This window comes from Streptomyces sp. NPDC059875, assembly GCF_042731085.1.
In the GTDB taxonomy this organism is placed as follows: Bacteria; Actinomycetota; Actinomycetes; order Streptomycetales; family Streptomycetaceae; genus Streptomyces.
Map to the genome: position 1 here is coordinate 60467 of NZ_JBHWJZ010000033.1, position 22729 is coordinate 83195.

Here is a 22729-nt window from a genome sequence, read left to right on the forward strand (position 1 = left end):
AGGTTGCGGTCACACCCGGCCCCTCGCGTCCGTCATCACACTGACGGATGCGACGAGGAGTGATGCCCACCATGCGCGATCAGGACTTTCTTGCCCGGCGGTTCGACACCCACCAGGACCGGCTGCGGGCCATCGCCCAGCGGATGCTCGGATCGCGCGGCGAGGCGGAGGACGCGCTGCGCGAGGCGCGGACGCGGCTCGACGGGGTCGAGAGCTGGCTGGACGTCGCCGTCGGGCGGGTGTGCGTGGACCGGCTCCGGACCCGGGCGGGTGCCGGACACCGACGACCGGGCGGATACGAACGGGCTGGTCAGCGGCGGGACAAGGGCGAGGAATGGGGGGCGGTCGGCGCGGCGGGAGCCGGGGGCCCTGTCGACTCCGTGTGGCTCGCCCTGTTCGTCGTACTGGAGTCGCTGACACCGGGCGAGCGGCTCGCCTACGCCCTGCACGAGCTGTTCGGTCTGCCCCTGGGGGAGGTCGCGCACCTCACCGGCCGCACCCCCGAGGAGGCGGGACGCCTCGCCGGACGCGCACGGCTCCGGGTACGGGGCTCCGGTGGACGGGAGCCGGCGGCAGCCGAGCCGGGGCGCCGGCGCGCGGTTGTCGAGGTGTTCCTCGCCGCCGCCCGGGCGCGGGACGCGCGGGCCCTCGCCGCCGTCCTGGACCCCGATGTCGTGGCGCACTCCGAGAACGGTCCGGTCCACGGCGCGCCCGCCGTCGCGCAGGGGGCCGCCGCGTTCGCCCGGCTCGCGGCGGTGGCGAAGCCGGCGCTGGTGAACGGGGCGACGGGGGTCGTGGCGTTCATGGAAGGGCGCCCGGTCTCCGCGGTGGCGTTCACGATCCGGGGCGAGCGGATCACCGCCCTCGACATCACGACCGACCAGGAGCGGCTGCGCGGGCTCGACCTGGTCTTTCCGGAGTCCTGACAGGCGTGCCTCGGCGGTCTGCGGCCGCCCAGGCCTGGCCTTGGCCCGGCCCGGGCCTGGCCTGGCCTGGCCTGGCCTGGCCTGGAGAGCCTGCAGAGAAAATCCGGTGCGTGTCCCCCGGCCGCCCGTTAGCCTCGATGACATGTCTACGCCCCGAATTTCCTAGCTCAAGGACCCGCTTCCACGCCACCCGTGTGTCCTTCTGCTTTTTCGGAGCGTTACCCCATGATCACCGTTCGTCGTGCCGACGTGCGCGCCGGCGCCCGGCTGCTGCTGTCCGACATCTCCTTCCACATCGCCCCCGGCGACCGGATCGGCCTGGTCGGCCGCAACGGCGCCGGGAAGACCACCCTCCTCGACACCTTGGCCGGGCTGCGCCGCCCGGCCGCCGGGACCCTCACCCACACCGGCGAGATCGGCCATCTCCCGCAGGACTCCCGCGCCGCCGACCCGGCCGTCACGGTCTCGGACCGGATCCTCTCCGCGCGCGGGCTCGACCGGGCCGCGCACGCCCTGCAGGCCGCGGCGGCCGCCCTCGGAGCCTCGGCGGACGCGCGGACCATGGCCGCGTACGCCCGCGCCGAGGCGGAGTTCGAAGCCCGCGGCGGATACGCAGCCGAGGCCGAGGCCGCCCGGGTCGCCGCCGGTCTCGGCCTGCCCACCGATGTCCTGGGGCGGACCGTCGGCACGCTCTCCGGCGGCCAGAAGCGGCGGGTCGAGCTGGCCAGGATCCTCTTCGCGGGACACGGCCGCGAGGGCACGCTGCTGCTCGACGAGCCGACCAACCACCTCGACGCCGACTCGATCGGCTGGCTGCGCGGGTTCCTCGCCGCGCACCAGGGCGGTCTGGTGCTGATCAGCCACGACGTCTCCCTCCTGGCCGACACGGTCAACCGGGTGTTCCACCTCGATCCGCAGCGCGCCACGATCGACATCCACAACACCGACTGGGCCGCGTACCTCGCCCAGCGGGACGCCGACGAGCGCCGACGGACCCGCGAGCGGGCCAATGCGGAACGCAAGGCGGCCGCGCTGCACGCCCAGGCGGAGCGGATGAAGTCCCGGGTCGCGACCGCGACGACGGCCCGGAGCATGGCCCGCCGCGCCGACCGGATGCTCGCCGGGCTCGAACCGGCACGCCGGGCCGAGCAGGTGGCCCGTATCCGGCTCCCCGAGCCCGCGCCGTGCGGCCGGATGCCGCTCGGCGCGGTCTCCCTGACCAAGGCGTACGGGACCGGGCGCCCGGTCCTGGACGGCGTCGACCTCGCCGTGGACCGAGGCAGCAGGCTCGTGGTGCTCGGCCTCAACGGCGCGGGCAAGACCACGCTGCTGCGGCTGCTCGCCGGGCGGGAGCGGCCCGACTCCGGGCGCGTGGTGCGCGGTCCGGGACTTCGCGTCGGGTACTTCGCCCAGGAGCACGAGACGCTCGACCCCGCCCGCACGGTCCGGGAGAACCTCGCCGCCGCCGCTCCGCAGCTGACGGACGCGGAGGTACGGGGGGTCCTCGGCGCGTTCCTGTTCCGGGGCGACGACGCAGAGAAGAGGGCCGGGGTCCTGTCGGGCGGGGAGAAGACCCGGCTCGCGCTCGCCGGCCTCGTCCACTCGGGCGCGAACGTCCTGCTCCTGGACGAGCCGACGAACAACCTGGACCCGGCGTCGCGGGACGAGGTCCTGGCCGCCGTGGGCGCGTACCCGGGCGCGATCGTGATGGTCACGCACGACGAGGGGGCGATCGACGCGCTGCGGCCGGAACGGGTGGTGCTGCTACCGGACGCGGACGAGGACCTGTGGAGCGAGGAGTACCGGGACCTGGTGACCCTGGCGTAGTCCCGTCCCGGCGGCACTCAGCCCTGGGGTGCTCCGCCCGGGTGGTACTCCGCCCAGGGCTGCTCCGTCCGGGGGTACTACGCTCCACACCATGATCATCAACGCGCAGACCCACATCCGTGTCGCCCGCCCCTCGGGGGACATCGCCGCCGCCGAGCGCTTCTACGTCGAGGGGCTCGGCCTCGACGTGCTGTGGCGGACCACGGAGCGGGTGTCGGGCAAGCACGACCTGGTCATGGTCGGCCCGGCCGACGGCACGTGGCACTTCGAGCTCACCCACGACCCCGAGAACCCGCTGGCGCCGACCCCGACCGTCGACGACCTGTTCGTGCTCTACCTGGGCGCTCCCGTCGAGGAGGCCCAGGTGGCACGGCTGGTCGCCGCGGGCGGCACGCGGGTGCGGTCGCACAACCCGTACTGGGACGAGTTCGGCGTCACGGTCGCCGACCCCGACGGGTACCGGCTCGTCCTCTGCTCCCGCACCTGGGGGAACTAGGCCGGTGCCGGCCCGCCGCCCTGCTTGACGGCCCTCAGGACCACGAACTTCGGGTCGCTCGCCACCAGTTCGCAGGAGCCGAAGATGCGGCGCAGTGTGACGTGGTAGCCGAGGTGCCGGTTGCCGATCACCCACAGCTCCCCGCCCGGCCGCAGGGCGCGCCGCGCGTCGGTGAACATCCGGCGTGCGGTGCGGTCGGTGGTGGCCTGGTGGCTGTGGAACGGCGGGTTGTTGAGCACGACGTCGACCGAGCCCGCAGCGAGGTCCGCAAGCCCGTCGCCGACCACGAATTCGGCCGTGCGGCCGGGGGCCGCGTGGGTACGGAAGTTCTCCTCGGCCGAGGCGACGGCCTGGTACGACTCGTCGGCGAAGACCAGCTCGGCCTCGGGCTCGGTGAGCGCGACGGCCAGGCCGACGACTCCGTTTCCGCACCCCAGGTCGGCGACCCGGGCCCGCCCGAGGTCCGTCGGGAGGTGCTGGAGGAAGAAGCGGGTGCCGATGTCGAGGCGGTCGGCGCAGAAGATCCCGGCCTGGTTGGTGACGCTCCTCCCGGCGACGATCGCCGCGTCGGCGGGGAGTTCGTACCGGTACGGCCAGGGGTTGGCCGGCCGTGCCAGTCCCGGATCCGGGGTGCAGAAGATCAGCCGGGCCTTCTTCGCGGCGAGCGAGGTACGGGTGGGGCCGAGGATCTTCTCGAAGAGCTGGAGGGTGGAGGTGTGGATCTCCTTGACCATGCCGGTCCCGACGACCACGGTCCCCTCGTGCACGGCGGGCGCGAGCCGGTGGAGCTGGTCCTCCAGGAGCGCGAGGCTCTTGGGGACGCGCACGAGCAGGACGTCGACGCGATCGGGCGGCGGGTCCTGGGTGGTGAGCAGCGAGACCGCGTCCGGCGCGGCCCCGGAGCGGGCGAGGTTCTCCTCGGTCGCCCGGCGGCCGAGGTAGGAGTCGGAGATCTGCGTGAGCGCGGCGGGGCGCCGGGCGGCGAGCGCGGTGGTCAGCGCGCCCCAGCGGTCGCCGACGACGGCGACCGCGCCGGACAGGTCGGTGTCGGTCTCGGCCAGGTGTCGCAGCAGGTACTCGTCGGACGCGTCCCAGGCTCGGAGGGTGTCGCGCGGGTCCTCGGGGAAGCGGGTGAGCGGGAACTCGCCCCATGACGTGGTCAAACGGTTCATCGTGGTCTCAGGCTAGCCGGTCCCCGCGCCGCCCCCCGCCAGTGCCGGACGCCGCGGCCCCGGCCATGATCCGCCGGACAGGCCCTAACCGACGGCCGCCTGGAGGTGGAGGTGCCAGAGCCCTGGGCGGCCGGTGAGGGTGACCGTGGACAGCGGGCGGACGTCGACGTTCCAGAACGTGGCGGGAGGCGCCTTGAGCGCGTACACGAGGGCGGCCCGTACGACGGCGGGTTCGGCGACGGCCACGATGGAGCCGTCGTCGGCGGGCCGGGTGTCGAGCCAGCCCCCTATGCGCGAGATGAAGGCGAGGAGGGTCTCGCCGCCGTGCGGGGCGGTCCGCGGGTCGGTCAGCCAGGCGTCGACGGCGGCCGGTTCGAGGGCAGCGACCTCGGCGAGGGTCAGTCCGCGCCAGCGGCCCATGTCGCAGTCGCGCAGGGCGGGCTGGGCGAGCGGGGCGTAACCGAGCGCCGTGCCGGTGGCGCGGCTGCGAGGCGTCGGGGAGCAGTAGCGCAGTTCGGCGGCGCCGAGGGGGACCAGCGTGTGCGCGGCGAGCTGCACCTCGTACCAGCCGGCCTCGTCGAGCGGCCGGTCGTCGTCGAACCGCTCGGCGAGCAGGGAGGAGCTGCGCGCCGCTGCGACGAGCGTGACCCGAAGACCCATGGCCGCGATCGTGAGGCCGGAAGCCTGGCAGGTCAAGAGGGCATATGCGCCGCACCGATCGGGGCCATGGGGTGGCCGGGGGGTCAGTTCAGACCGAGAGCCATCCAGTTGTCCGGGTTCCGCAGTGGCTCGAAACCGACCTTCTCGTACACACCGTGCGCATCGGCGGTGGCGAGCATGATGCGGCGCAGCCCGTACGGCTCCAGGTGGTCCCGGACGGCGGTGACGAGCGCGGTGCCGAGCCCGGTGCCGCGGGCCGGCCGGTCGACGTAGACGTCGCAGAGCCAGGCGAAGGTGGCGTGGTCGGTGACGACCCGGGCGTAGGCGGCGATCTCCCCCGTCTCGCGGTCGTACGCGCCGAAGTTCAGGGAGCCGTCGACGGCCCGGTCCTGCTTCTCGCGGGGGCGGTCCAGCGCCCAGTACGCGTCGGTGGAGAGCCAGTGGTGGACCCGGGCCCGGTCGATCCGGGCCGGGTCGGTGGAGATCTCGTAGGCGCCGTGCGCAAGGAGGGGTGGGGTGGTCGCATTGCTCATGGTGCGCAGGCTCCCAGGACGCCGTGGCGGTTGTCAGGTCGATTTCGCCGGGCGTCTCAGGCGGTGAGCTCGTCGACCGCCGTCCGCAGCCGCCGCACCCCCTCGGCGATCTCGGCGGGCCCGGCCACGCCCGCGAAGCTCAGCCGGATGTGGCCGGCGGGCGGTTCGGCGCAGAAGTAGGGGCGGCCGGGGGCGACGGCGACACCGGCCCGCAGCGCGCCCGCGACGAGGGCGGGTTCGGGGATGGCGTCGGGGAGCCGGAGCCAGAGCTGGTAGCCGCCGGAGGGGATGTGGGGCAGGGCGAGTTCGGGGAGGTGGAGGGCGAGGGCTCCGGCCATGACGTCGCGGCGGTTCCTCAGCTCCTGGGAGACGGCGCGCAGATGGCGGCTCCAGGCGGGCGAGCCGACGAGTTCCAGGGCGGCCTCCTGGAGCGGGCGGGCGACGAAGAAGCTGTCGACGACCTGGATGGCGCGCAGCCGTTCCAGGACGGGGCCACGGGCCGCGAGGGCGCCGACGCGCAGGCTCGGGGAAGTGGGCTTGGTCAGGGAGCAGACGTGCACGACGACGCCGTCCGCGTCCTCGGCGGCGAGGGGCGCGGGCAGCGGGGCGGCGTCCTCGTGGACGAGCCGGCGGGCGAAGTCGTCCTCGACGACGAAGGCGCCCGCCGCGCGGGCGATCCGGACGACGTCGCGTCGGCGTTCGGGCGCGAGGACGGCGCCGGTCGGGTTCTGGAAGAGCGGCTGGCAGACGAGGACCCGGGCTCCGGTGGCCCGGAAGGCGGCCTCCAGCAGTTCGGGGCGGACGCCGTCGGCGTCGGCCGGGACCGGGACGGGACGCAGGCCGGCCGCGCGGGCGATCGCGAGCATCCCGGGGTAGGTCGGCGACTCGACGAGGACGTGCGTGCCGGGCGGGGCGAGGGCCCGCAGCGCGGTGGTGATGGCGGACTGGCCGCCCGCCGTGATGAGGACATCGGCGGCGGTGACGCTGCCGCCGATCTCGCGGGCGAACCACTCGCGCAGTTCGGGCAGGCCGTCGGTGGGCGGCCGGCCCCAGGCGCCGGGGCGGCGGCCCGCGCGGGCCAGGGCGGCGGCCATGGCGCGTTCGGGCTGGAGCGAGGGGTGCAGATAGCCGCCGTTGAACTCGACGACGCCCGGTGGCGGCGCCGACAGGGTCACGAGCACGCCGGACGCGTCGACGGCGCGCGGCACCAGCTCGGTCGCGGTGTCGGCGCTCAGCGACACCTCCTGCCAGGAGGTGTCCCCCACGACGGGTGTCCGGGTGCGGGGCTCGGCCCGGAACGCGCCGGCCCCCGGTCGGGTGACGACAAGCCCTTCGGCGGCGAGCTGGGCGAGGGCCCTGGTGACCGTGACCGGCGAGACGCGGTAGCGCTCGACGAGCGCGCGGCTCGACGGCAGCTTCCCACCTGGCGAGTAGCGGTTGAGTTCCGCTTTCAGGGACTTGGCCAGTTCACCGACACTGCTACGCTCTTGCATGACAGCACAGAATAGCGCTACTCCCACCACGGCGATAGCGGTCGACAGCACTTCGACCACCTCACCGCAGACCCGCGGAACGCTCCTCGCCGCGCTGGGCGTGGTCTCGTTCTCGCTCACCTTCCCCTCCACCGCCTGGGGCCTGGAGAGCTTCGGCCCCTGGTCGCTGGTCGCCCTGCGCTCGACGCTCGCCGCGCTCGTCGCCGGTGGCTTCCTGCTCGCGATGAGGGTCCCGCTGCCCGAGCGCCGCCACTGGGCCGGCCTCGCCGTCGTCGCCGGCGGTGTCGTCGTGGGCTTCCCGCTACTGACGACCCTGGCCCTGCAGACCTCCACGACCTCGCACGCCGCCGTCGTCGTCGGTCTGCTGCCGCTCACCACGGCGACCCTCGCCGCGATCCGCACGGGCCGCCGCCCGTCGCGTACGTTCTGGATCGCGGCCGTCTCCGGCGCGGCCGTCGTCATCGCCTTCACGCTCCAGCAGAGCGGCGGCACCCTGTCCACGGGCGACCTGTACCTCTTCGGCGCGCTCCTGGTCTGCGCGGCCGGATACACCGAGGGCGGCAGGCTCGCCCGGCTCATGCCGGGCTGGCAGGTCATCGGCTGGGCGCTGATCCTCTGCCTGCCGCTGATGGTCGCCGGCTCGGCCGTGGCGCTCTCCTTCGAGCCCGTCCACCTCGGCGCCCACGGCGTCATCGGTCTCGTCTGGGTCGCGGCCGGTTCCACGTTCTTCGGGATGTACGTCTGGTACGGGGGCATGGCGGCGATCGGCATCCCCAAGGCCAGCCAGCTCCAGCTCGCGCAGCCGCTGCTGACCCTCGTCTGGTCGGTCTCGCTGCTCGGCGAGTCCCTGTCCCCCGCGGCGCCGCTCGCCGCAGGCGCCGTCCTCGTGTGCATCGCGGTGACCCAGCGCGCGAAGAGCTGAACGCGCGCACGGGGGTGATGCGGGTCACAATGGCGGACGTAGACTCCGAAGTAGGACAGGCACGGCCGCGAGGAGGTCAGCCCGATGCGAGCGACAGTGGGCGACAAACTGCTGGTGCACGGCCGGACCGTCGGTCAGCACGACCGTACGGCCGAGGTCCTTCAGGTCCTGGGCGAGAACGGCAACCCCCCGTACCGCGTGAAGTTCGACGACGACGGACACGAGGCCCTGATGTCGCCGGGCCCCGACACCGTCGTGCGTCACCACGAGAAGACGTGAACCGCATCTCCTAACGCGGTGAGCGGACCCCGGTCGGGTAGTGATCGGCCACGACGGCGGCCATCGCCCCGATCCGGTCCGACGTGACTTCGCTCGCCGAGAAGTAGCAGTGCCCGCCGACCGTCGGATAGCGGCCGGTGAGCGTCAGATGGCGGGAGAGTTCCTTCGGGTCCTGCCACGCGGCGGGCTGGGCAGGGTCACCGCACTTGTAGAGCGCCTCACCGATGTACAGCCGGACGGCGGTGTTCCGCACCAGCGCGTCCCACCAGGGCACGAGCTTGGCGTAGTCGGCGGCGCCGAAGCCGATGTTCCAGTACAGCTGCGGGACCACATAGTCGATCCAGCCCTTCGTGATCCATTTCCTGGTGTCGGCGTACAGATCGTCGTAGGTCTGCGCGCCCGCCTCGGTGTCCGAACCCTGCGGGTCGGTGGAGGCGTTGCGCCACACCCCGAAGGGGCTGATCCCGAAGTCCAGGTCCTTGTCGATCTCCTTGATCCGGGCGGACGACTCGGAGACGAGCAGGTCGATGTTGTTCCGCCGCCAGGACGCGCGGTCCGGGAAGCCCGCGCCGTAGCGCGCGTAGGCCGCGTCGTCGTCGAAGGCCTGGCCTTCGACCGGATACGGGTAGAAGTAGTCGTCCCAGTGCACGGCGTCGATGTCGTAGCGGCGGACGGCGTCGAGCATCGCGTCCTGGACGAAGCGGCGGACCTCGGGCAGACCGGGGTTGTAGTAGAGCTGCCCGCCGTATCGAACGATCCAGTCCGGGTGGCGCCGGGCCGGGTGGTCGGCGGACAGCCGGCCCGGGTCCGTGTGATGTGCCACGCGGTACGGGTTGAACCAGGCGTGCAGCTCAAGGCCCCGCGCATGGGCCTCGGTGACGGCCGTCCCCAGCGGGTCCCAGCCGGGATCGCGGCCCTGCACCCCGGTAAGGCACTCGGCCCAGGGCTCGTGGGGGGAGGGCCAGAGGGCGTCGGCGCTCGGCCGCACCTGGAGGATCACCGTGTTCAGCCGGCGCTCGACGGCCCTGTCCAGATGGGCAAGGAGTTCGGCCCGCTGCCGCGCGCGGTCGAGGCCCGGGATGGAGGGCCAGTCGCGGTTGGTGATCGTCGCCAGCCACATGCCACGGAACTCGTTCACCGCGCGCGCCCCCTTCCGTGCGGACGGCGTCCCGCCCGCGGGGCCGACGGCGGCGGAGAGCGCCGCCAGCGCCGTGCCCGCCACGAACCCTCTTCTGCCGATGGGTCCCATATGTCACCCCTCAGGTGTCGGATACGTCACACGCATGAGCAGATCATGCCCGCCCCGGACGATCGATCATCGGTTAATGAGCGGTAACGTCGTGGGGTCGAGGCGGACGCACCGGAATCACACGGGGCCCGCCGCCAGAGAACAGCGAAAGGCACGAGGTGACGGACTCCATGGCCGACATTGAGCGCGTCGGAGTGGTGGGCTGCGGCCAGATGGGCGCGGGCATCGCGGAGGTGTGTGCCCGCAGCGGCCTCGAGGTGAAGGTCGCCGAGACGACCGGTGAGGCGCTGGAGATCGGCCGCACGCGGCTCTTCAACTCGCTCGCGAAGGCGGCCGAGCGCGGCAAGATCAGCGAGGAGGAGCGCGACGCGACGCTGGCGCGGCTCAGCTTCACCACTGACCTGGGCGAGTTCGCCGACCGCGACCTCGTCATCGAGGCCGTCGTGGAGAACGAGCAGGTCAAGACCGAGATCTTCCAGGTGCTGGACCAGGTGGTGACCCGGCAGGACGCGATCCTCGCCTCCAACACCTCCTCGATCCCCCTGGTGAAGCTCGCCGTCGCGACCTCGCGCCCCGACCAGGTCATCGGCATCCACTTCTTCAACCCGGCTCCGGTGCAGAAGCTCGTCGAGCTGATCCCGGCCCTCACCACCTCCGAGGGCACGATCAGCCGCGCGCAGGTCTTCGCCGAGAAGGTGCTCGGCAAGCACGCCATCCGTGCCCAGGACCGGTCCGGCTTCGTGGTCAACGCGCTGCTGGTCCCGTACCTGCTCTCCGCGATCCGGATGTTCGAGTCGGGCATCGCGAGCCGTGAGGACATCGACAACGGCATGGAGTTCGGCTGCGCCCACCCGATGGGCCCGCTGAAGCTCGCCGACCTGATCGGTCTGGACACGATCGTCTCGATCGCCGACTCGATGTACACCGAGTACAAGGAGCCGCTGTACGCCGCTCCCCCGCTGCTCCAGCGGATGGTGGACGCGGGCCGGCTCGGCCGCAAGACCGGCTCGGGCTTCTACCCGTACCCCTGAGCCCCACCGATCACCGTTCGGCCCGTACACCCGCACAGGTACGGGCCGTTCGGCGTTCTGTCGCGCCGTCCGCGGGCCGATCAGCCGAGCCGCAGATGGTGCAGCATCAGCAGCCCGGCGGCCATGTTGGCCGCCGGGATCTCGCCCCGGGCGATCATGTCGGGGACCAGTTTGAGCGGTATCCACTCACGCCGTGAGGACTCGAAGTCGTCCTCGGGCGGGCCGATGTACGTGGCCTCCTCGGCCCAGTAGAGGTGGTGCCGGGCGTCGGTGAGGCCGTTGGACGGCTCGACGGTGAGGAGATGGCGCAGCGGCCCCGGGCGCCAGCCCGTCTCCTCCTCCATCTCGCGGGCCGCGGCCGTCTCCAGGTCCTCGCCGTCCTCCACGACACCGGCGGCCAGCTCCCAGCCCCAGCTGTCGGTGATGAAGCGGTGCCGCCAGAGCATGAGGACTTCGTTGGCCTCGTTGACGGCGGTCGCGACGGCGACCGGGCGGAGCCGGATCAGATAGTGGTCGAGGTGGCGGCCGTCCGGGAGTTCGACGTCCGCGAGGTTCACCCGGAACCAGCGGTTCTCATAGACAGGTTGTTCGCTCAGTTTCGTCCACTGCACGTTTCTGCCACCTTCCGATTGGTCGGTGGCAATATGGCAGCAGCCCCGGGCTCACAGGGGAACGCGTAGCGCCCCGTCGATGAGTTCGGCCGCCTCGCGCGCGTCCCCGCAGTCGGTCGCCAGCAGGTGCTCCCGCACGAGCCGCAGCCGGTCGCGCAGCCGCTGCGACTCCATGCCGCGCGCCCGCTCGGTCATCTCCACGGCTGTCCGCGCCGCCTCGTCCGCCTCGCCCTGCCGCAGCTCGATCTGGCACAGCATCGCCAGCCGGTGCACCCTGCCCCGGTCGTGCGCCGGCGTCTCCACGGCCGCCCGCGCGTGCTCCCGCGCCGCCGGAAGATCACCCAGACTGAGCAGCGCCTCGGCGACCTGCACATTGACGAGACCCGGCTGCACATAGCCCGTCTCGGCCGGCTCGCTCCCCGGGCTGATCCGCTCCGCCTCCGCCTCCGCGCGGCGGATGCAGGCCAACGCGGCCGCCCCGTCGCCGAGATGCGCGTACGCCTTCGCCTGCATCGCGGAGAGATCGGCCGCGAGCGCCGGGGTGATCTGCCGCCCGGCCGCCCGCAGCGCCGCTTCTGCGAACGCCACCGCCTGCCGGTACTCCCCCATGAACAGCGACTGGTTGACGAGCAGCGCGATCACATAGGCTCCGAGGCCCCGGTCCCCGCTCGCCTTCGCGAGGCGCAGTGCCTGATGGAAGTAGCGCTGCGCGAGTCCGTGCGCGTCGGCGTCGTAGGCGCAGATGCCGGCCACCGCCACCAGACCGCCCGTGGCGCGGTGCAGTTGGCGGCCCATGCTGTCGCTGTACGCGCCCCGCAGCAGCGGCGCCGTCTCGGAATTGAGGAAGCCGACGATCCGTACGCGGGTCGCGATGCCGCCGGCCTTGCGGTACATCTGCTCGTAGTGCGCCCGGGCGGCACGGAGCATCGTGATGTCGGCCATCGACACCCGGGTCCGGCCGTCGCGGGACACATCGGAGTCCTCCGGAGGGTTCTCCCACTCCCAGACCGGCATCACGGCCGGCGTCCCGGTGACGGCCTCCGCGCCGAGTATGTGCGGCCGCTGCTGCTCGTCGGAGCGCCAGAGGGCGGTGGCCCTCTCGACGAACCCCGAGAGCGGCGAGCCGTGCGCGACGGCGCCGCTGCCCGGCACGCCCAGGCCGATGTCGTCGAGGGTGACCGCCCGGTGCAGCCGAGTGGCCAGCACCTCGCAGATCAGGTCGGGGACCTGGCCCCGCGGCCGCTGGCCCTTCAACCAGCGGGCCACGGCGGTGTGTTCGTACCGCAGCACGAGGCCCCGGGAACGGCCCGCCTGGTTCACATGGGCGGCGAGACCGGCGTGCGAGATGCCCGCCTCGTCGAGCAGGGCGTCGAGCAGGGTGTTGGGCTGCATGGGCCCCTCCTAGTCCGCGGGCGCGACCAGCGTAGCCGTGGGTGGTTTCGCACGGGGTGTGAATGAAGTGCCCGTATTTCCGGTCCGTGCGCTCTGCCGCGTTTCCGTCCGGGCCGGTTGACTGAGCGCCTCGCCGCAAGGCGACCGGGCCGCCGGCTCCCCCTCGTACAGTAGGCGGCCCGCTCGCGCCACCCGCCCTGCCGACCTGCCCGACACTCCGTGGCAGGGCGGGTGGCGCCGGCCTCATGTCCCATCGCTCACTAGTGAGGGGAGGGCGCAGGTCGGGTACGGCGCAGCCCGGGTTCGGCGGGCTGCGCCGGAACCCGCACCCGGTCGTTGCGGACGACCAACAGGGCTACGTCGTCGGCGAGTCGGCCGCGGGTGTGCCGCAGAAGAGCGGTGTGCACCCGGCGGACGAGCGCGGCGGGCGGGAGGGCGTCCCGGGCCGCCTCGGCCAGGACCGGTTCGAGCGCGAAGAAGCGGCCCGCTCCGTCGCGGGCGTCCTCGGCACCGTCGGTGTGCAGGAAGAGCGCCTCGCCCGGCTGGAGCCGAGTGCAGTGGTACGGGGAGAGCTCGGCCGGCAGCGGGAAGGCGCCGAGCGGCGGCAGCGGGTCGCCGACGGGGACGGCCTCCACGCGGTGGCCGATCCGGTACGGGCCGGGATGCCCGCAGTTGAGGGCGTACACCTCCCCGTCCGGGTGGATCTCCAGGAGCAGTACGGTGACGAACTCCTCGGCCGCGGGGTGCTCCGGCTCGCGTCCGGAACAGACCGCCGGGTGTTCGTCGCGGGCGCGCTCGCGCAGGTGCCTGCCGAGTGCCCGGTCGAGCCGGCGCAGGACGCCGCCGAGTTCGGGTTCGTCGTGGGCGGCCTCACGGAAGCTGCCGAGCACGGCGACGACGGCGCCGAGGGCCGCGAGGCCGTGGCCCCGGACGTCTCCGATGACGACCCGTACGCCGTAGGGGGTGGCCACCGCCTCGTACAGATCCCCGCCGACGGATGCGCCGCGGGAGGCGGAGAGCTGGCCTGCGGCGACGGAGAGGCCGTCGAGCCGGGGCGGCGGCGGGCGCAGCAGCACGCGCTGGGTGGCGTGGGCGATGGCCCGCATCCGCTTCAGCTCGCGCGACAGACCTCGGCGGATGCCGAGGATCAGCCCGGTGCCCACGGTGAAGAAGACCACGCTGGTCGCGATCCGCATGGGGAGGCCCGGTTGCTGGGCCAGCGGACAGCCGAGTTTCCATGTCACGGCCACGGCACCCCAGAGGGTGGGAAGGGCGAGTGGTCCCAGCCTGCGCAGCCGGGAGTCGTCGGAGAGCAACGTCCTCGTACGGATCATGCACGGCCCTTCCTGAGGCCCTGCAGCGCCCGAAGGCCCTGCGGCACACAGGCCCGCCCCTGTGGCCGCGTCGATCCTCCCGCGCGGCCCGGCCCGGGAGGTTCCTCCGTCCGAAGTCTCACCCGAAGGAGTGAGACCCCGGCACGCGTGTCGGACGGGGCCGTCAGACTCCGAACTGTCCGCTGATGGCCTCGGTCACGGTGATGGCGGCCGCCGCCCCGCCGACGCCCTCGAGGATTCCCCGGACCCACCCGGCAAGGCGGCCCACGCGACGGGCGTCCGGCTCCTCGCTGGCGGCCTCGGTCTCCAGCGACGAGACGTTCCCGTCCAGGTCCTGCGCGTCACCGTCCGTCAACTGCGGGCGAATACTGGCCAGTTCCTGGCGAAGCTGCTCGACGAGTTCGGTGAGGCTCGCCTGGGCCCCGGCGGGGACGGCCGGGGTGCCCTGCGAGGAGGAGTTGTTGCTGTTCTTGATGTTCTTGCCAACTGGCGAGTTGGTGAGCGTGCCCGAGACTTCGAACTTGTCGCCCATGTTTGCCTCCGAGGTGCTGGTCGCTTGAGTGGATGAAGTGCTGTTGCCGGAGAGGTAGTTGTTGTTGGTGTTGTTGACGGTGACGTTCGGTTCCGACTCCTTCTTCTCCGACGACTCCTTGGGCAGGACGGCCTGGATCGCATCGGCAAGCTTGACCGGCGAACGGTACCGACGCGCCGAGTCGCCGAGGGCCACGACGAGGATCGACTGCAACGCCAGCGGCATGCGGTCGACTTGCAGGTCGTATCCCTGCCCGTCGGCGGTCGCGGGCCCGTCCCACGGCAGTTCTTCCTTGCCACTGAGCATCGTGTACAGGACGCCGGCCAACGCGAAAGTGTCGTCCTCCAGCGTGGGGGTGCGCCCCTCCCGGTCAGCCCAGGGGTAGTAGCCGGAAGGGGTTCTTGGCAGCAGCTGCTCCACCGACCCGCCCGCCCGGTACTCGCCGCCGTGTCCCCAACCGACCACGTACAACGGCGGCCCGTCCGGGCCCTCGGGCACGATGAGGTTCCCGGGGCGGATGTCACCGTGTGTCGTCTTCCGCCCCTCCCACACCTGGCCCACCGCGTAGCACGCGTACATCACCATGCGCGCCGCCTCCCATGCATCCATGGCACTGCCGTGGCGAAGGGAAGCGGACAGCGATCGCCCGGCGACCTTCCGGTGAAGCAGCCAACTGCCGTTGCGCTTCCAGCCGTCGGGCAAACCGTCCAGGTTCACTCCCGAGAGGGCGTCGAAGAGTTCCTCGATCCGCTGCAGCGCCGCCGGCGGGGCTCCCGGATACCGCTTGGCGATGTAGGTGACGTCCCGCTTCGGGAGGGGCTGGACCTCACACGCGTTCGTCAACGAGTCCTCGTAGCGATGGGTGACCACATAATGCGGGCGCAGCTCCTTCTCGTGCTCGGGGACGGCCCTCGAGCCGTTCTCCCAGGCAGCTGTCTGCCCGCCCAGCCATGTCTCGACGACGGTGTTGATCCAGGTCAGGTCAGTGCCGTTGCGGACGAGCAGGCCGTAGTCGAGGTAGTCGTCCAGTCGGCTGCGATGTGCCTCCTCGACCAGAGCGGCACGCACCGCCTTCTCGTCGGGGTCCGTGTCGAGCTCCTGGGCGACCCGGAGGAGCACGTCCAGCGCCCCCTCCGCCGGAGCGTACGGCTCGAGGAGCCCGAGCACGGCCTCGTCCTGCCGCGTCACCTGGCCGAAGGCCTCGTCCACCAGACCGTCGTCGACGACCGTGCGGTTCGTGGACTCCAGAAGCTCGCACAGGGCGCGCCCCATCATGTGGACGTGCTGGGGGTGGCCCGCGGTGTACTGGAAGACCAGCTCGGCGGCGGAGGGTCGCACGTCCACGCCGGTGCCGGAGAAGCCCTGGTGGATCACCTGGAGGGTGGCCTGCCGGTCGAGCGGTCCGAGCGCGAGGGGGTGCAGGAAGTCCTGGCGGGACAGGGTGCCGGCCAGGCGTTGTCCGAGCTGGGCCGCCGTGTCGGAGCCGGTGAGCAGCAGCGCGAGCGTGCCGTCCTGACGCAGCCGCCGGAGGTCGCCGAGTGCGCGGGACAGCTCGGCTGCGTCCTCGTAGCGGAGCAGCAGATCCTGCAACTCGTCGACCACGAGCAGCAGTCCCACCTTCCGGTCCGGCCAGACCGCCCGCCGCACGCCCCGCCACCAACGCCGGAAGTCGACCGCGTCCGGTGTTCCGGGGAGGGTCAGGACAGTGGGGTCGATGTCGTAGTGCTCCTCGACCTGGTCGCACACTTCCTTGGCGATCCAGGTGAGGAGCGGGGCCGAGCGCGGATCCACCGACTGGCCGTCGAGCAGGACAGGGAAGACCTGGGGGATGCGCCAGCGCTCGGGCGGGAGGAGCGACTCGGGAGTGCCGCCCCACAGCCGGGTCAGCTGACGCACCAGGGACGTCTTGCCGGCCCTGCGCGATCCCGTCATGCACACCGGCGGGACGGATTCGCGCCAGGCGTCGCCGAAGGCGGCCCGGAGTCGGTCCATCTCGGCGGCCCGGCCCGCGAACATCTTGGTGTTGACGGGGTCGCCGGGGCGGAAGCGGGAGGAGAGTCCCTCGCGGCGGGTGAGCGGTTCGATCCTCGCCACGAATTCCCTGGCTCGGCCGATGCTCTCGTCGGGCAGGACGCCTTCGGCGTCGATGACCAGCTGATTGCCGGGCGAGGGGACGACGAGGAAGAGGGAGGCAACGGCTTCCGGCTCCATGCGGCCGAGCCCATGGACGACCTTCGTGCCCTGTACCCGGACGGTCACCGAGCCGAGGGGGTCGGAGCCGGCCCTGAGCTTCAGACGGAGTTCCACCGGTCCGCCGTCGAGCCGCGTGGTCTTGATCTCCCGCCAGTTGAGGGGGGCCTGGGTGCCCGCGTTGGCCCGCAGCCGTTCGTGTCCGGTCGTCTCCCAGACCTCCTGGAGTACGCGCTGTACCTGGAGGGCGGCATCCCGCACGGCGGCAGAGGCGAGTGAGTGTGCCCGGGCCTTGCCCTCCCTGATCGTCACGTCCACGTCCGGGCGCGCGGCGCTGATCGGCGGCAGCGGCGCCTCGCCCCGCGCGTTGACGTCCGCGATCATCTCGACCAGTCGCCGCCACCGCTCCCCCAGCCGCCGGCACAGCAGGGCGTCCGGGCCGACGGCGCCGTCGGCGAAGGCGTGAGCGATCTGTTCCACCTCCGCGGCCAGTTCCAGGCCGGGGCGGCCCGGATGCTCCGTCAGTCCGGCCAGGAGCCGGGCGGCCTCCGGCGTGACCTCCGCCTCGGCCCAGACGTCGCTCACCGTGCCCCCGGCGAGCAGTCCCGCCGCCGCCTCGGCAGGATCCGCCGCACCCCACTCCGCGCAGAGCGCGGTGAGATCCGGCAGGATCCCCTCCGGGTCGTCGCCCAGGTCCAGCGCCTTCCGGTACGCCTCCAGCGCCCGTCCGACCATGCCGTCCTCGGCGTAGATCCGCCCGAGGATGCGGTTGCGGACCTTCCGTTCCTCGACGTAGGCCGGGCTGCTCCGGTCGTTCGTGTGGGACAGGAAACGCACGGCGCGTTCCCGGTCGGTCCCCATGTACGCGACGATCGCGCGCAGCTGGTCCGCGCCGAGGGGCCGGCTGATCCCGTTGAGCGCCTCGGGAACATGCGCGGCGAGGGCACTGTCCACCAGAGCCTGCGCGGACGGCATCTCGTCCCGTCGCAGGAGTTCGATGGCCTCGTCGACCAGCTCCGTCCGACCGGCGCGGTCGGCCAGGAGCGCCGCGAATCCCGCCAGGTTCTCGCTGCGGGACGTCAACCGGGCGTGCACCAGCAGGAGTCGTGCGGCCTCGGCCGGGCTGGCGCCCATGTCCGGCTCAGCGAGAACACCCACGTGCGCGAGAAGCTTCGTCCGGTCGTTGTGCCACACTTCGACGCCGGACATCAGCCGCCCGACCTCGGCGTGGTCCCCCTGCGCGCAGGCGAGCCGGACGAGGATCTCGCGGCTCTTGGCCTCCGATCCCGGCAGAGCCGCCACCGTACGAACCTCGTCGTGGCGCTCCGCCTCGATCAGACAGTCGGCGGCGGCCTGGATCAGGGCGATCGACCTGGGGGCCTCGTCGAGCAGCTTGCGCGCGAGGTCCGCGGCGAGTTCCCAGTCGTCCTCCGCGGCAGCGAGGATGTCCACGGCCCTTGCCCGCCACGTGGCGCCGAGTACCGACTTCAAGGTGTTCCGGCTGACCTCCGGCCGGAAGCGCGACAGTGCCTGCACGCGGAGTGCGGCGAGCGCGTCACCGTACTCGCTTTCCAGCATCTCCACGGCCTGCCGGCGCGTGGTCTGTGCCGCGGCGAGCCGCTGACGCAGTCCGACGGCCTGCTGGTGGTCGCGGCGGGGCAGCCGGCCGCCCCCGGAGTTGCGCAGGAGACTGGCCGCCTCCGCGCAGTTGGCGTTGAGCCGCAACGCCATCTCGGCGTGATGGACGAGCTCGTCCTTGCGGTTCAGGGTCTGGGCCAGTTTGGCCATGCTCAGGTGCAGCTCGAAGCCGCTGTCGGATGCGACGTAGGGCTGCAGGAGCTGATGGAGCTGCTCGACGCGATCGAGCAGCCGCGCGACCCGGACGGCGGGGGCGAGCAGTTCGGCGTCGGCACTGCTCCGCTCGATCCATTCGGTCAACAGGTCCCAGGCGTTCTCGTACCGCTCCGCCGTCTCCAGCACCATCGCCATGGCGGCGACCGTGTCCGGCTGCGGGTCCGGCTGGTACGTGAACAGCTCGCGCATGGTCGCGACGTAACGGCCCGCCGTGGCGGTCCCTCCGGCCCGCATGGCCCGGCGGGCGGCATCCGCCGCGAGGCGGAAGTGGTGGGAGCTCGGTTCGCTGCGGCACTGGGCGATCAGCTGCGCGGCATTCGACTCCGCCTCCTCCAGGGCCTGCGAGGACCGCACGGGCGCGGAGGCCTGCGACGGCGTCCGTGGGTACGCCGCTCGGGAAACCTGCCAGACGGCGGACGACTGCGCGGGTCCGGACACCGCGGCGACGGGGGAATGGACGGTGTGGGAGGGGGGCGTTTCCGGGCCGCTCTTCGCCGGTGTGGGCACGGGTCGGCCCACGACGGCGAAGAGCGCGCCGAGCCCGACGGCCTGCTGTTCGTCGTACCGACGCGTCGACACCCGTGCGTGGTACTCGAAGGTGGCCGCCGCGGCCTCCACCCGGCCGGTGGCCGCATACGCGCAGCCGAGATTCCACGCGGCCCCGGAACCCAGCCAGCGGGTGTCGGCCAGCTCGCTGTGCAGCCGCAACGCTTCCTCGGGACGCCCCGCGTCGACGAGCTCGGCGAGGGCGTTGCCGGTGGCCACGGGGTGCGAGCGGGCGGCCCGTACCCACGCGTCGGCCATGTCGTCGGGTGAAGCTCCGGGGAGCGGCTGCTGAGCGGCGCGGATGGCGGGCTGGGTGGCCGGCGGTCCGATGATCTGCGTGCGGCGGACGCCGAGGTGGCGTGCCCGGCCCGGTACCTCCGGCCCCGCCTCGGCCAGCCGGGGGGCGCTCGGCGGGCGCAGCGCGGACGGCGCCACACCGGCCGCGGCGGCCGCTCGGTCCCGGACGAGCAGGACGCGCGGGATCCTCTGGGGTTCTGTCCAGGCGAGGCTGCGTTCCAGGAGCCGTACGGCCTCCATGGGGCGTTCCGAGTCCATCAGCCAGAAGGCGAAAGCGCGGACGAGGTAGTCGTCATGGCTGGCGGCGACGGCGTCGTGCAGGTCCCTCAGCGTCGTCTCGGGCGGCGTCGGCAGCGTTCCCGAGCGCAGGCCCGACACGATGGCGGCCGTCCCCATGCCGCCGTACGCGGCCCCACGGGACTCGGCCTGGGACGCGGCCCGGTCCTCCGCCCACTGCGGCGGGCCGGGTTGCCCGGTCCCGGGGACGCTGTCGCGCGGAGCGGCGCCGGGGATGTTCGGGGCCGTCGTCACCTCCCTCAGGCGCTGTTCGAGCGGCGCGATCCAGGTCTCGGTGGCCTTGAGTCCCCGCGCCCGCTCGAGCTCGCGACGGGCCACCTCGTAGTCCGCGATGCGGCTGTCGAGCGCGGTGCGGGCCAGTTCGATGTGGTGTCGCCAGCTCAGTGCGCCGCGCGCTTCGGAGATGCGCCGGACGATGGCCTGGGCGCGCGGGAGGTCACCCGTCTCCCGGCAGATGCGGAGCATGAGGAACGCCCCGGGGGACGACGGGTTGTCACGCAGCAGGTCCTCGAGTTCGCGGGCGGCGCCCTGGACGTCCCCCCTCTCGTACATCTGCTTGGCCACGGACTCGCGGGTCTGCTCGCCGGCGCCCGGGACCGACGGCTCCCGCCGGGTCTCGACCTCCGCGAACGGGGACGGGAGACCCAGCCGTGCGCAGTAGGCGTCGGCCGCGTCCTTCTGCGCCTGGTTCGGGCGCCCGGGCAGGACCCGGGCCATCACGTGCAGGGACTCCACGGCGAGCCGCTCGGCTCCCACGGCGGCGTAGGCGCAGGCGACGTTCCAGGCGGCGGCCGCGTTCAGGTACTGCCGCGGGGCGAGATCGCGGTAGACGGCCAGTGCCGCGGCCGGACTGCCGGCCTCGACGTGCCAGCCGACGGCGGGGCCGAGCGCGAGCTTGGCTCCCGCGAGTGCCGCGGTGGTGAAGGCCTCGGCGGCGCCGGCCGATTCGTTCACGGCGGCCAGACGGGCGGCCTCGGCGACGACCGGGTTGCCGAGGGCCGCGCCGTCGGGCGAGATCAGCCAGGGAGCGAGCGGTGGCACCGGTGTGACGGGATTCGCCGACAGCAGGTCGGCCGGCGGCAGCGGCGGGTGTCCCCGGTGGAACACCTCGTCGGCCGTCATGAGTCGCCCGGCCGCACGCAGGGCCTGCTCCTGCAACTGCCACATGGTGGGATGCGTCTGTCGGGGGAATCGGGAGACGGCGGCTTCCAACAGGTCCGCCGCGGCGTCGGGGACGGCGAAGGTGAGCTGTCGCGCGACCCGGCTCACCTCTTGGAACGAGCCTTCCGCGCCGAGCTGCCGCAGCACCGTCCGCGCCGCCGCCCGGGTGTCCGGGGAGGCGTCCGGGCTCCAGCCCTCCTGAATGGTGGCGACGGTGCTGTCGCGTTGGGCCGGAAGGCTCGCGCCGTCGGTCGGCAGCGGCTCGGGGGCCCGGTCGGGGTCCGCCTCCGACGGCCCGGTGGACGGGGCGGCGCCGTCCCCGGACGGCTGGGTGTCCGTGGCGTGAGCCTGCTCACTGCCGTCGCCGGCCTGGTCGGAGGTGGTTCCCGTGGCTCGGAGCCGGTCCTCGGCGCGCCGGAGGTACTCGGCGGCGGCGTGCAGGTCGCCGTTCGCGTTGTAGGTTTCCGCGGTCCGCACGTCCAGGGCGACGGCGGCGTCGGGGACGGCGAGGGCCTTGAGCTCCGCACGGACCCGCTCCAGCCCGCGGGCGATGTCCGACTCGGCGCGCGCCTCGCCGAGCAGTTCGACCCCCTGTCCGGCCTCCTCCAGGTCGCCTCGGGCGAGCGCCTCGGTGACCATCTCCCCCAGGGGGCTGAGGATCTGGGCGCCCTTGTCGCCCGCGTCGCGGAGTAGTTCCTCGCTGCGTTCCCGCAGTCGCTCCAGCGGAGCCAGCGCGGGTTCGAGGAGCTTCGGGTCGACGTCGGTGAGTCGTGCCACGACGGCGACCTGGTGACGGTGGTGGGGGTCGGCCGAGGCGAGGGCCTCGGCGGCGATCCAGGCGATCAGGGAATCCCCGCCGGGGGTACGCGGCGACTCCGGGGCGGGGTCGCTCTCCAGCGCGGCCAGGAGGACCGGCACGAGTTCGGGGTCGAGATCCGGGTGCTCCAGCTGGTGCGGGTCGGGCACGTCGAGCGGCCGCCAGCGGAACTCGGCGGCGAGCTCCATGATGCGCCGGACGCGCTCGGTGACGTCGCCGACGGCTGCTGTCAGCCGCCGCAACTTGGCCGCGCCGGCAGGGCTGTTGTAGTGCGCTGCCGCCCCTCCGCCGGCAGTCAGTGCCCGGGTCACCAGCTCGTCGGGACCGTGCTCCAGGAACCCCTGGTCCCTGGAGGCTCCGGCTGCGAGCCCGTCGAGCAACGTGGTGACAGGTCGCGTGAAGAGCTCCGGGCCGAGGTGCCGGTCGATCCTGGCGTGCTCGTCCGCACAGGCCCGCAGTTCCTCGGCCAGTGTCCGGAGCAGCCTCGTACCCGCGGCCTGGAGCATGACCGGGGACGGCGCGGAGCGTAACAGCTCCGACAGCTGGTGCGTCAGGTGCACCGGCAGTGCCTGCTCCGTGTCGAAGACGTCGTACCTGCGCACCGACCACGCCTGCCGCGCCCAGCTCAGCAGTTGAGCGAGCGCGATGTCCTGGGCCTGCAGTGCCGCCGCACCGAGCTGTGACACGAGCTCCGCCACCAGCGCGCTCTCGGGCGTGCGCTGTTCGGGCGACACGACGGCAGAGGCGAGGATGGCGGAGCGGCGATGGAGCAGGACGACGAATGGTGCGGCCGATCGCAGCACTTCCCGGTCGATGCCGGTACCGCGGGTCAGGCAATGCCGGATGAACCGGGCCGTTGCCTCACCGGCAGCGGCGGGTACCGAACCCTGCGTTTCCCCCACACCCTCGATCGCCGTCACCGTGATACTCCCCGCTGGACTCCGGACCCTTCACTCCGCAGCGTCGTATGCCGCACAACCCCGGCTGCTGAACGTGCAGTTGGCAGCGAGGGACGGAACTCGGCGTCGGAGATGCGATTCTATCGACCCGACGATGCGTCATGATCCGGAATGCGGAAAAGGGGCTGCGCCCGGTCGGGTGACCGGGCGC

General features: G+C 72.8%; 15 protein-coding genes. 6 read left to right on the forward strand and 9 right to left on the reverse strand.

Annotated features, from left to right (window positions below):
• The first annotated feature begins 71 nt into the window (after window positions 1-71).
• The 3 genes from ACFV9D_RS31360 to ACFV9D_RS31370 all read left to right on the forward strand — a co-directional run bounded on the left by ACFV9D_RS31360 (window position 72) and on the right by ACFV9D_RS31370 (window position 3249).
• The gene (locus tag ACFV9D_RS31360) at window positions 72-926 is read left to right on the forward strand and encodes an RNA polymerase subunit sigma-70 (RefSeq protein ID WP_385153689.1); all 855 of its coding nucleotides are present in this window, start codon (window positions 72-74) and stop codon (window positions 924-926) included.
• Window positions 927-1151: 225 nt separating this feature from the next.
• Window positions 1152-2753 carry an ABC-F family ATP-binding cassette domain-containing protein gene (locus tag ACFV9D_RS31365; protein WP_385153692.1) on the forward strand — a complete coding sequence of 534 codons (1602 nt, stop codon included), beginning with the start codon at window positions 1152-1154 and terminating at the stop codon, window positions 2751-2753.
• A gap of 91 nt (window positions 2754-2844) precedes the next feature.
• Window positions 2845-3249: a VOC family protein gene (locus tag ACFV9D_RS31370; RefSeq protein WP_385153695.1), complete on the forward strand. Its 405-nt coding sequence runs from the start codon at window positions 2845-2847 to the stop codon at window positions 3247-3249.
• On the opposite strand, the gene ACFV9D_RS31375 is transcribed toward ACFV9D_RS31370, so the two are convergent.
• The 4 genes from ACFV9D_RS31375 to ACFV9D_RS31390 form a co-directional block, all read right to left on the reverse strand.
• Window positions 3246-4421: a methyltransferase gene (locus tag ACFV9D_RS31375; RefSeq protein WP_385153698.1), complete on the reverse strand. Its 1176-nt coding sequence runs from the start codon at window positions 4419-4421 to the stop codon at window positions 3246-3248. The genes ACFV9D_RS31370 and ACFV9D_RS31375 overlap by 4 nt on opposite strands.
• A gap of 84 nt (window positions 4422-4505) precedes the next feature.
• Entirely contained in the window at window positions 4506-5081 is a 576-nt protein-coding gene (locus ACFV9D_RS31380) for a histidine phosphatase family protein (protein ID WP_385153700.1), read from the reverse strand.
• An 83-nt stretch (window positions 5082-5164) separates the two neighbouring features.
• Entirely contained in the window at window positions 5165-5614 is a 450-nt protein-coding gene (locus ACFV9D_RS31385; RefSeq protein WP_385153702.1) for a GNAT family N-acetyltransferase, read from the reverse strand.
• 56 nt (window positions 5615-5670) lie between these two features.
• Entirely contained in the window at window positions 5671-7107 is a 1437-nt protein-coding gene (locus tag ACFV9D_RS31390; RefSeq protein ID WP_385153705.1) for a PLP-dependent aminotransferase family protein, read from the reverse strand.
• Between ACFV9D_RS31390 and ACFV9D_RS31395 the strand changes: the two genes are divergently transcribed.
• Window positions 7106-8029, forward strand: coding sequence for a DMT family transporter (locus ACFV9D_RS31395; RefSeq protein WP_385153707.1), 924 nt, complete (start codon window positions 7106-7108; stop codon window positions 8027-8029). The two genes, ACFV9D_RS31390 and ACFV9D_RS31395, sit on opposite strands and share 2 nt — an antisense overlap.
• 84 nt (window positions 8030-8113) lie before the next feature.
• Window positions 8114-8308, forward strand: coding sequence for a DUF1918 domain-containing protein (locus tag ACFV9D_RS31400; RefSeq protein WP_385153710.1), 195 nt, complete (start codon window positions 8114-8116; stop codon window positions 8306-8308).
• Between the two features lie 10 nt (window positions 8309-8318).
• On the opposite strand, the gene ACFV9D_RS31405 is transcribed toward ACFV9D_RS31400, so the two are convergent.
• Window positions 8319-9557, reverse strand: a complete 1239-nt coding sequence (locus tag ACFV9D_RS31405; protein WP_385153713.1) for a glycoside hydrolase family 10 protein — start codon at window positions 9555-9557, stop codon at window positions 8319-8321.
• Between the two features lie 170 nt (window positions 9558-9727).
• Here ACFV9D_RS31405 and ACFV9D_RS31410 point away from each other — a divergent pair, with 170 nt between their 5' ends.
• A complete protein-coding gene (locus tag ACFV9D_RS31410; protein ID WP_385153716.1) occupies window positions 9728-10588 on the forward strand; it encodes a 3-hydroxybutyryl-CoA dehydrogenase in 861 nt (286 codons plus the stop codon).
• 80 nt (window positions 10589-10668) lie between these two features.
• Here the strand turns inward: ACFV9D_RS31410 and ACFV9D_RS31415 are convergent, their stop codons facing one another.
• The 4 genes from ACFV9D_RS31415 to ACFV9D_RS31430 form a co-directional block, all read right to left on the reverse strand.
• Complete coding sequence (locus tag ACFV9D_RS31415) at window positions 10669-11199, reverse strand: NUDIX hydrolase (protein WP_361847352.1); 531 nt, start codon at window positions 11197-11199, stop codon at window positions 10669-10671.
• A gap of 51 nt (window positions 11200-11250) precedes the next feature.
• On the reverse strand, window positions 11251-12591 hold the full coding sequence (locus ACFV9D_RS31420; RefSeq protein WP_385153719.1) for a transcriptional regulator: 1341 nt from the start codon (window positions 12589-12591) through the stop codon (window positions 11251-11253).
• 260 nt (window positions 12592-12851) lie between these two features.
• Window positions 12852-13925, reverse strand: coding sequence for a PP2C family protein-serine/threonine phosphatase (locus tag ACFV9D_RS31425; protein WP_385153721.1), 1074 nt, complete (start codon window positions 13923-13925; stop codon window positions 12852-12854).
• 163 nt (window positions 13926-14088) lie between these two features.
• The gene (locus ACFV9D_RS31430; protein ID WP_385153724.1) at window positions 14089-22539 is read right to left on the reverse strand and encodes a hypothetical protein; all 8451 of its coding nucleotides are present in this window, start codon (window positions 22537-22539) and stop codon (window positions 14089-14091) included.
• Window positions 22540-22729: the final 190 nt, after the last annotated feature.

Excerpts from the sequence above, each read along its gene's own strand:
- ACFV9D_RS31410 (WP_385153716.1), top strand. The coding sequence starts at position 9,728 with ATGGCCGACATTGAGCGCGTCGGAGTGGTGGGCTGCGGCCAGATGGGC.
- ACFV9D_RS31420 (WP_385153719.1), bottom strand. The coding sequence starts at position 12,591 with ATGCAGCCCAACACCCTGCTCGACGCCCTGCTCGACGAGGCGGGCATC.
- ACFV9D_RS31395 (WP_385153707.1), top strand. The coding sequence starts at position 7,106 with ATGACAGCACAGAATAGCGCTACTCCCACCACGGCGATAGCGGTCGAC.
- ACFV9D_RS31360 (WP_385153689.1), top strand. The coding sequence starts at position 72 with ATGCGCGATCAGGACTTTCTTGCCCGGCGGTTCGACACCCACCAGGAC.
- ACFV9D_RS31365 (WP_385153692.1), top strand. The coding sequence starts at position 1,152 with ATGATCACCGTTCGTCGTGCCGACGTGCGCGCCGGCGCCCGGCTGCTG.
- ACFV9D_RS31370 (WP_385153695.1), top strand. The coding sequence starts at position 2,845 with ATGATCATCAACGCGCAGACCCACATCCGTGTCGCCCGCCCCTCGGGG.
- ACFV9D_RS31425 (WP_385153721.1), bottom strand. The coding sequence starts at position 13,925 with ATGATCCGTACGAGGACGTTGCTCTCCGACGACTCCCGGCTGCGCAGG.
- ACFV9D_RS31380 (WP_385153700.1), bottom strand. The coding sequence starts at position 5,081 with ATGGGTCTTCGGGTCACGCTCGTCGCAGCGGCGCGCAGCTCCTCCCTG.
- ACFV9D_RS31400 (WP_385153710.1), top strand. The coding sequence starts at position 8,114 with ATGCGAGCGACAGTGGGCGACAAACTGCTGGTGCACGGCCGGACCGTC.
- ACFV9D_RS31375 (WP_385153698.1), bottom strand. The coding sequence starts at position 4,421 with ATGAACCGTTTGACCACGTCATGGGGCGAGTTCCCGCTCACCCGCTTC.
- ACFV9D_RS31405 (WP_385153713.1), bottom strand. The coding sequence starts at position 9,557 with ATGGGACCCATCGGCAGAAGAGGGTTCGTGGCGGGCACGGCGCTGGCG.
- ACFV9D_RS31385 (WP_385153702.1), bottom strand. The coding sequence starts at position 5,614 with ATGAGCAATGCGACCACCCCACCCCTCCTTGCGCACGGCGCCTACGAG.
- ACFV9D_RS31390 (WP_385153705.1), bottom strand. The coding sequence starts at position 7,107 with ATGCAAGAGCGTAGCAGTGTCGGTGAACTGGCCAAGTCCCTGAAAGCG.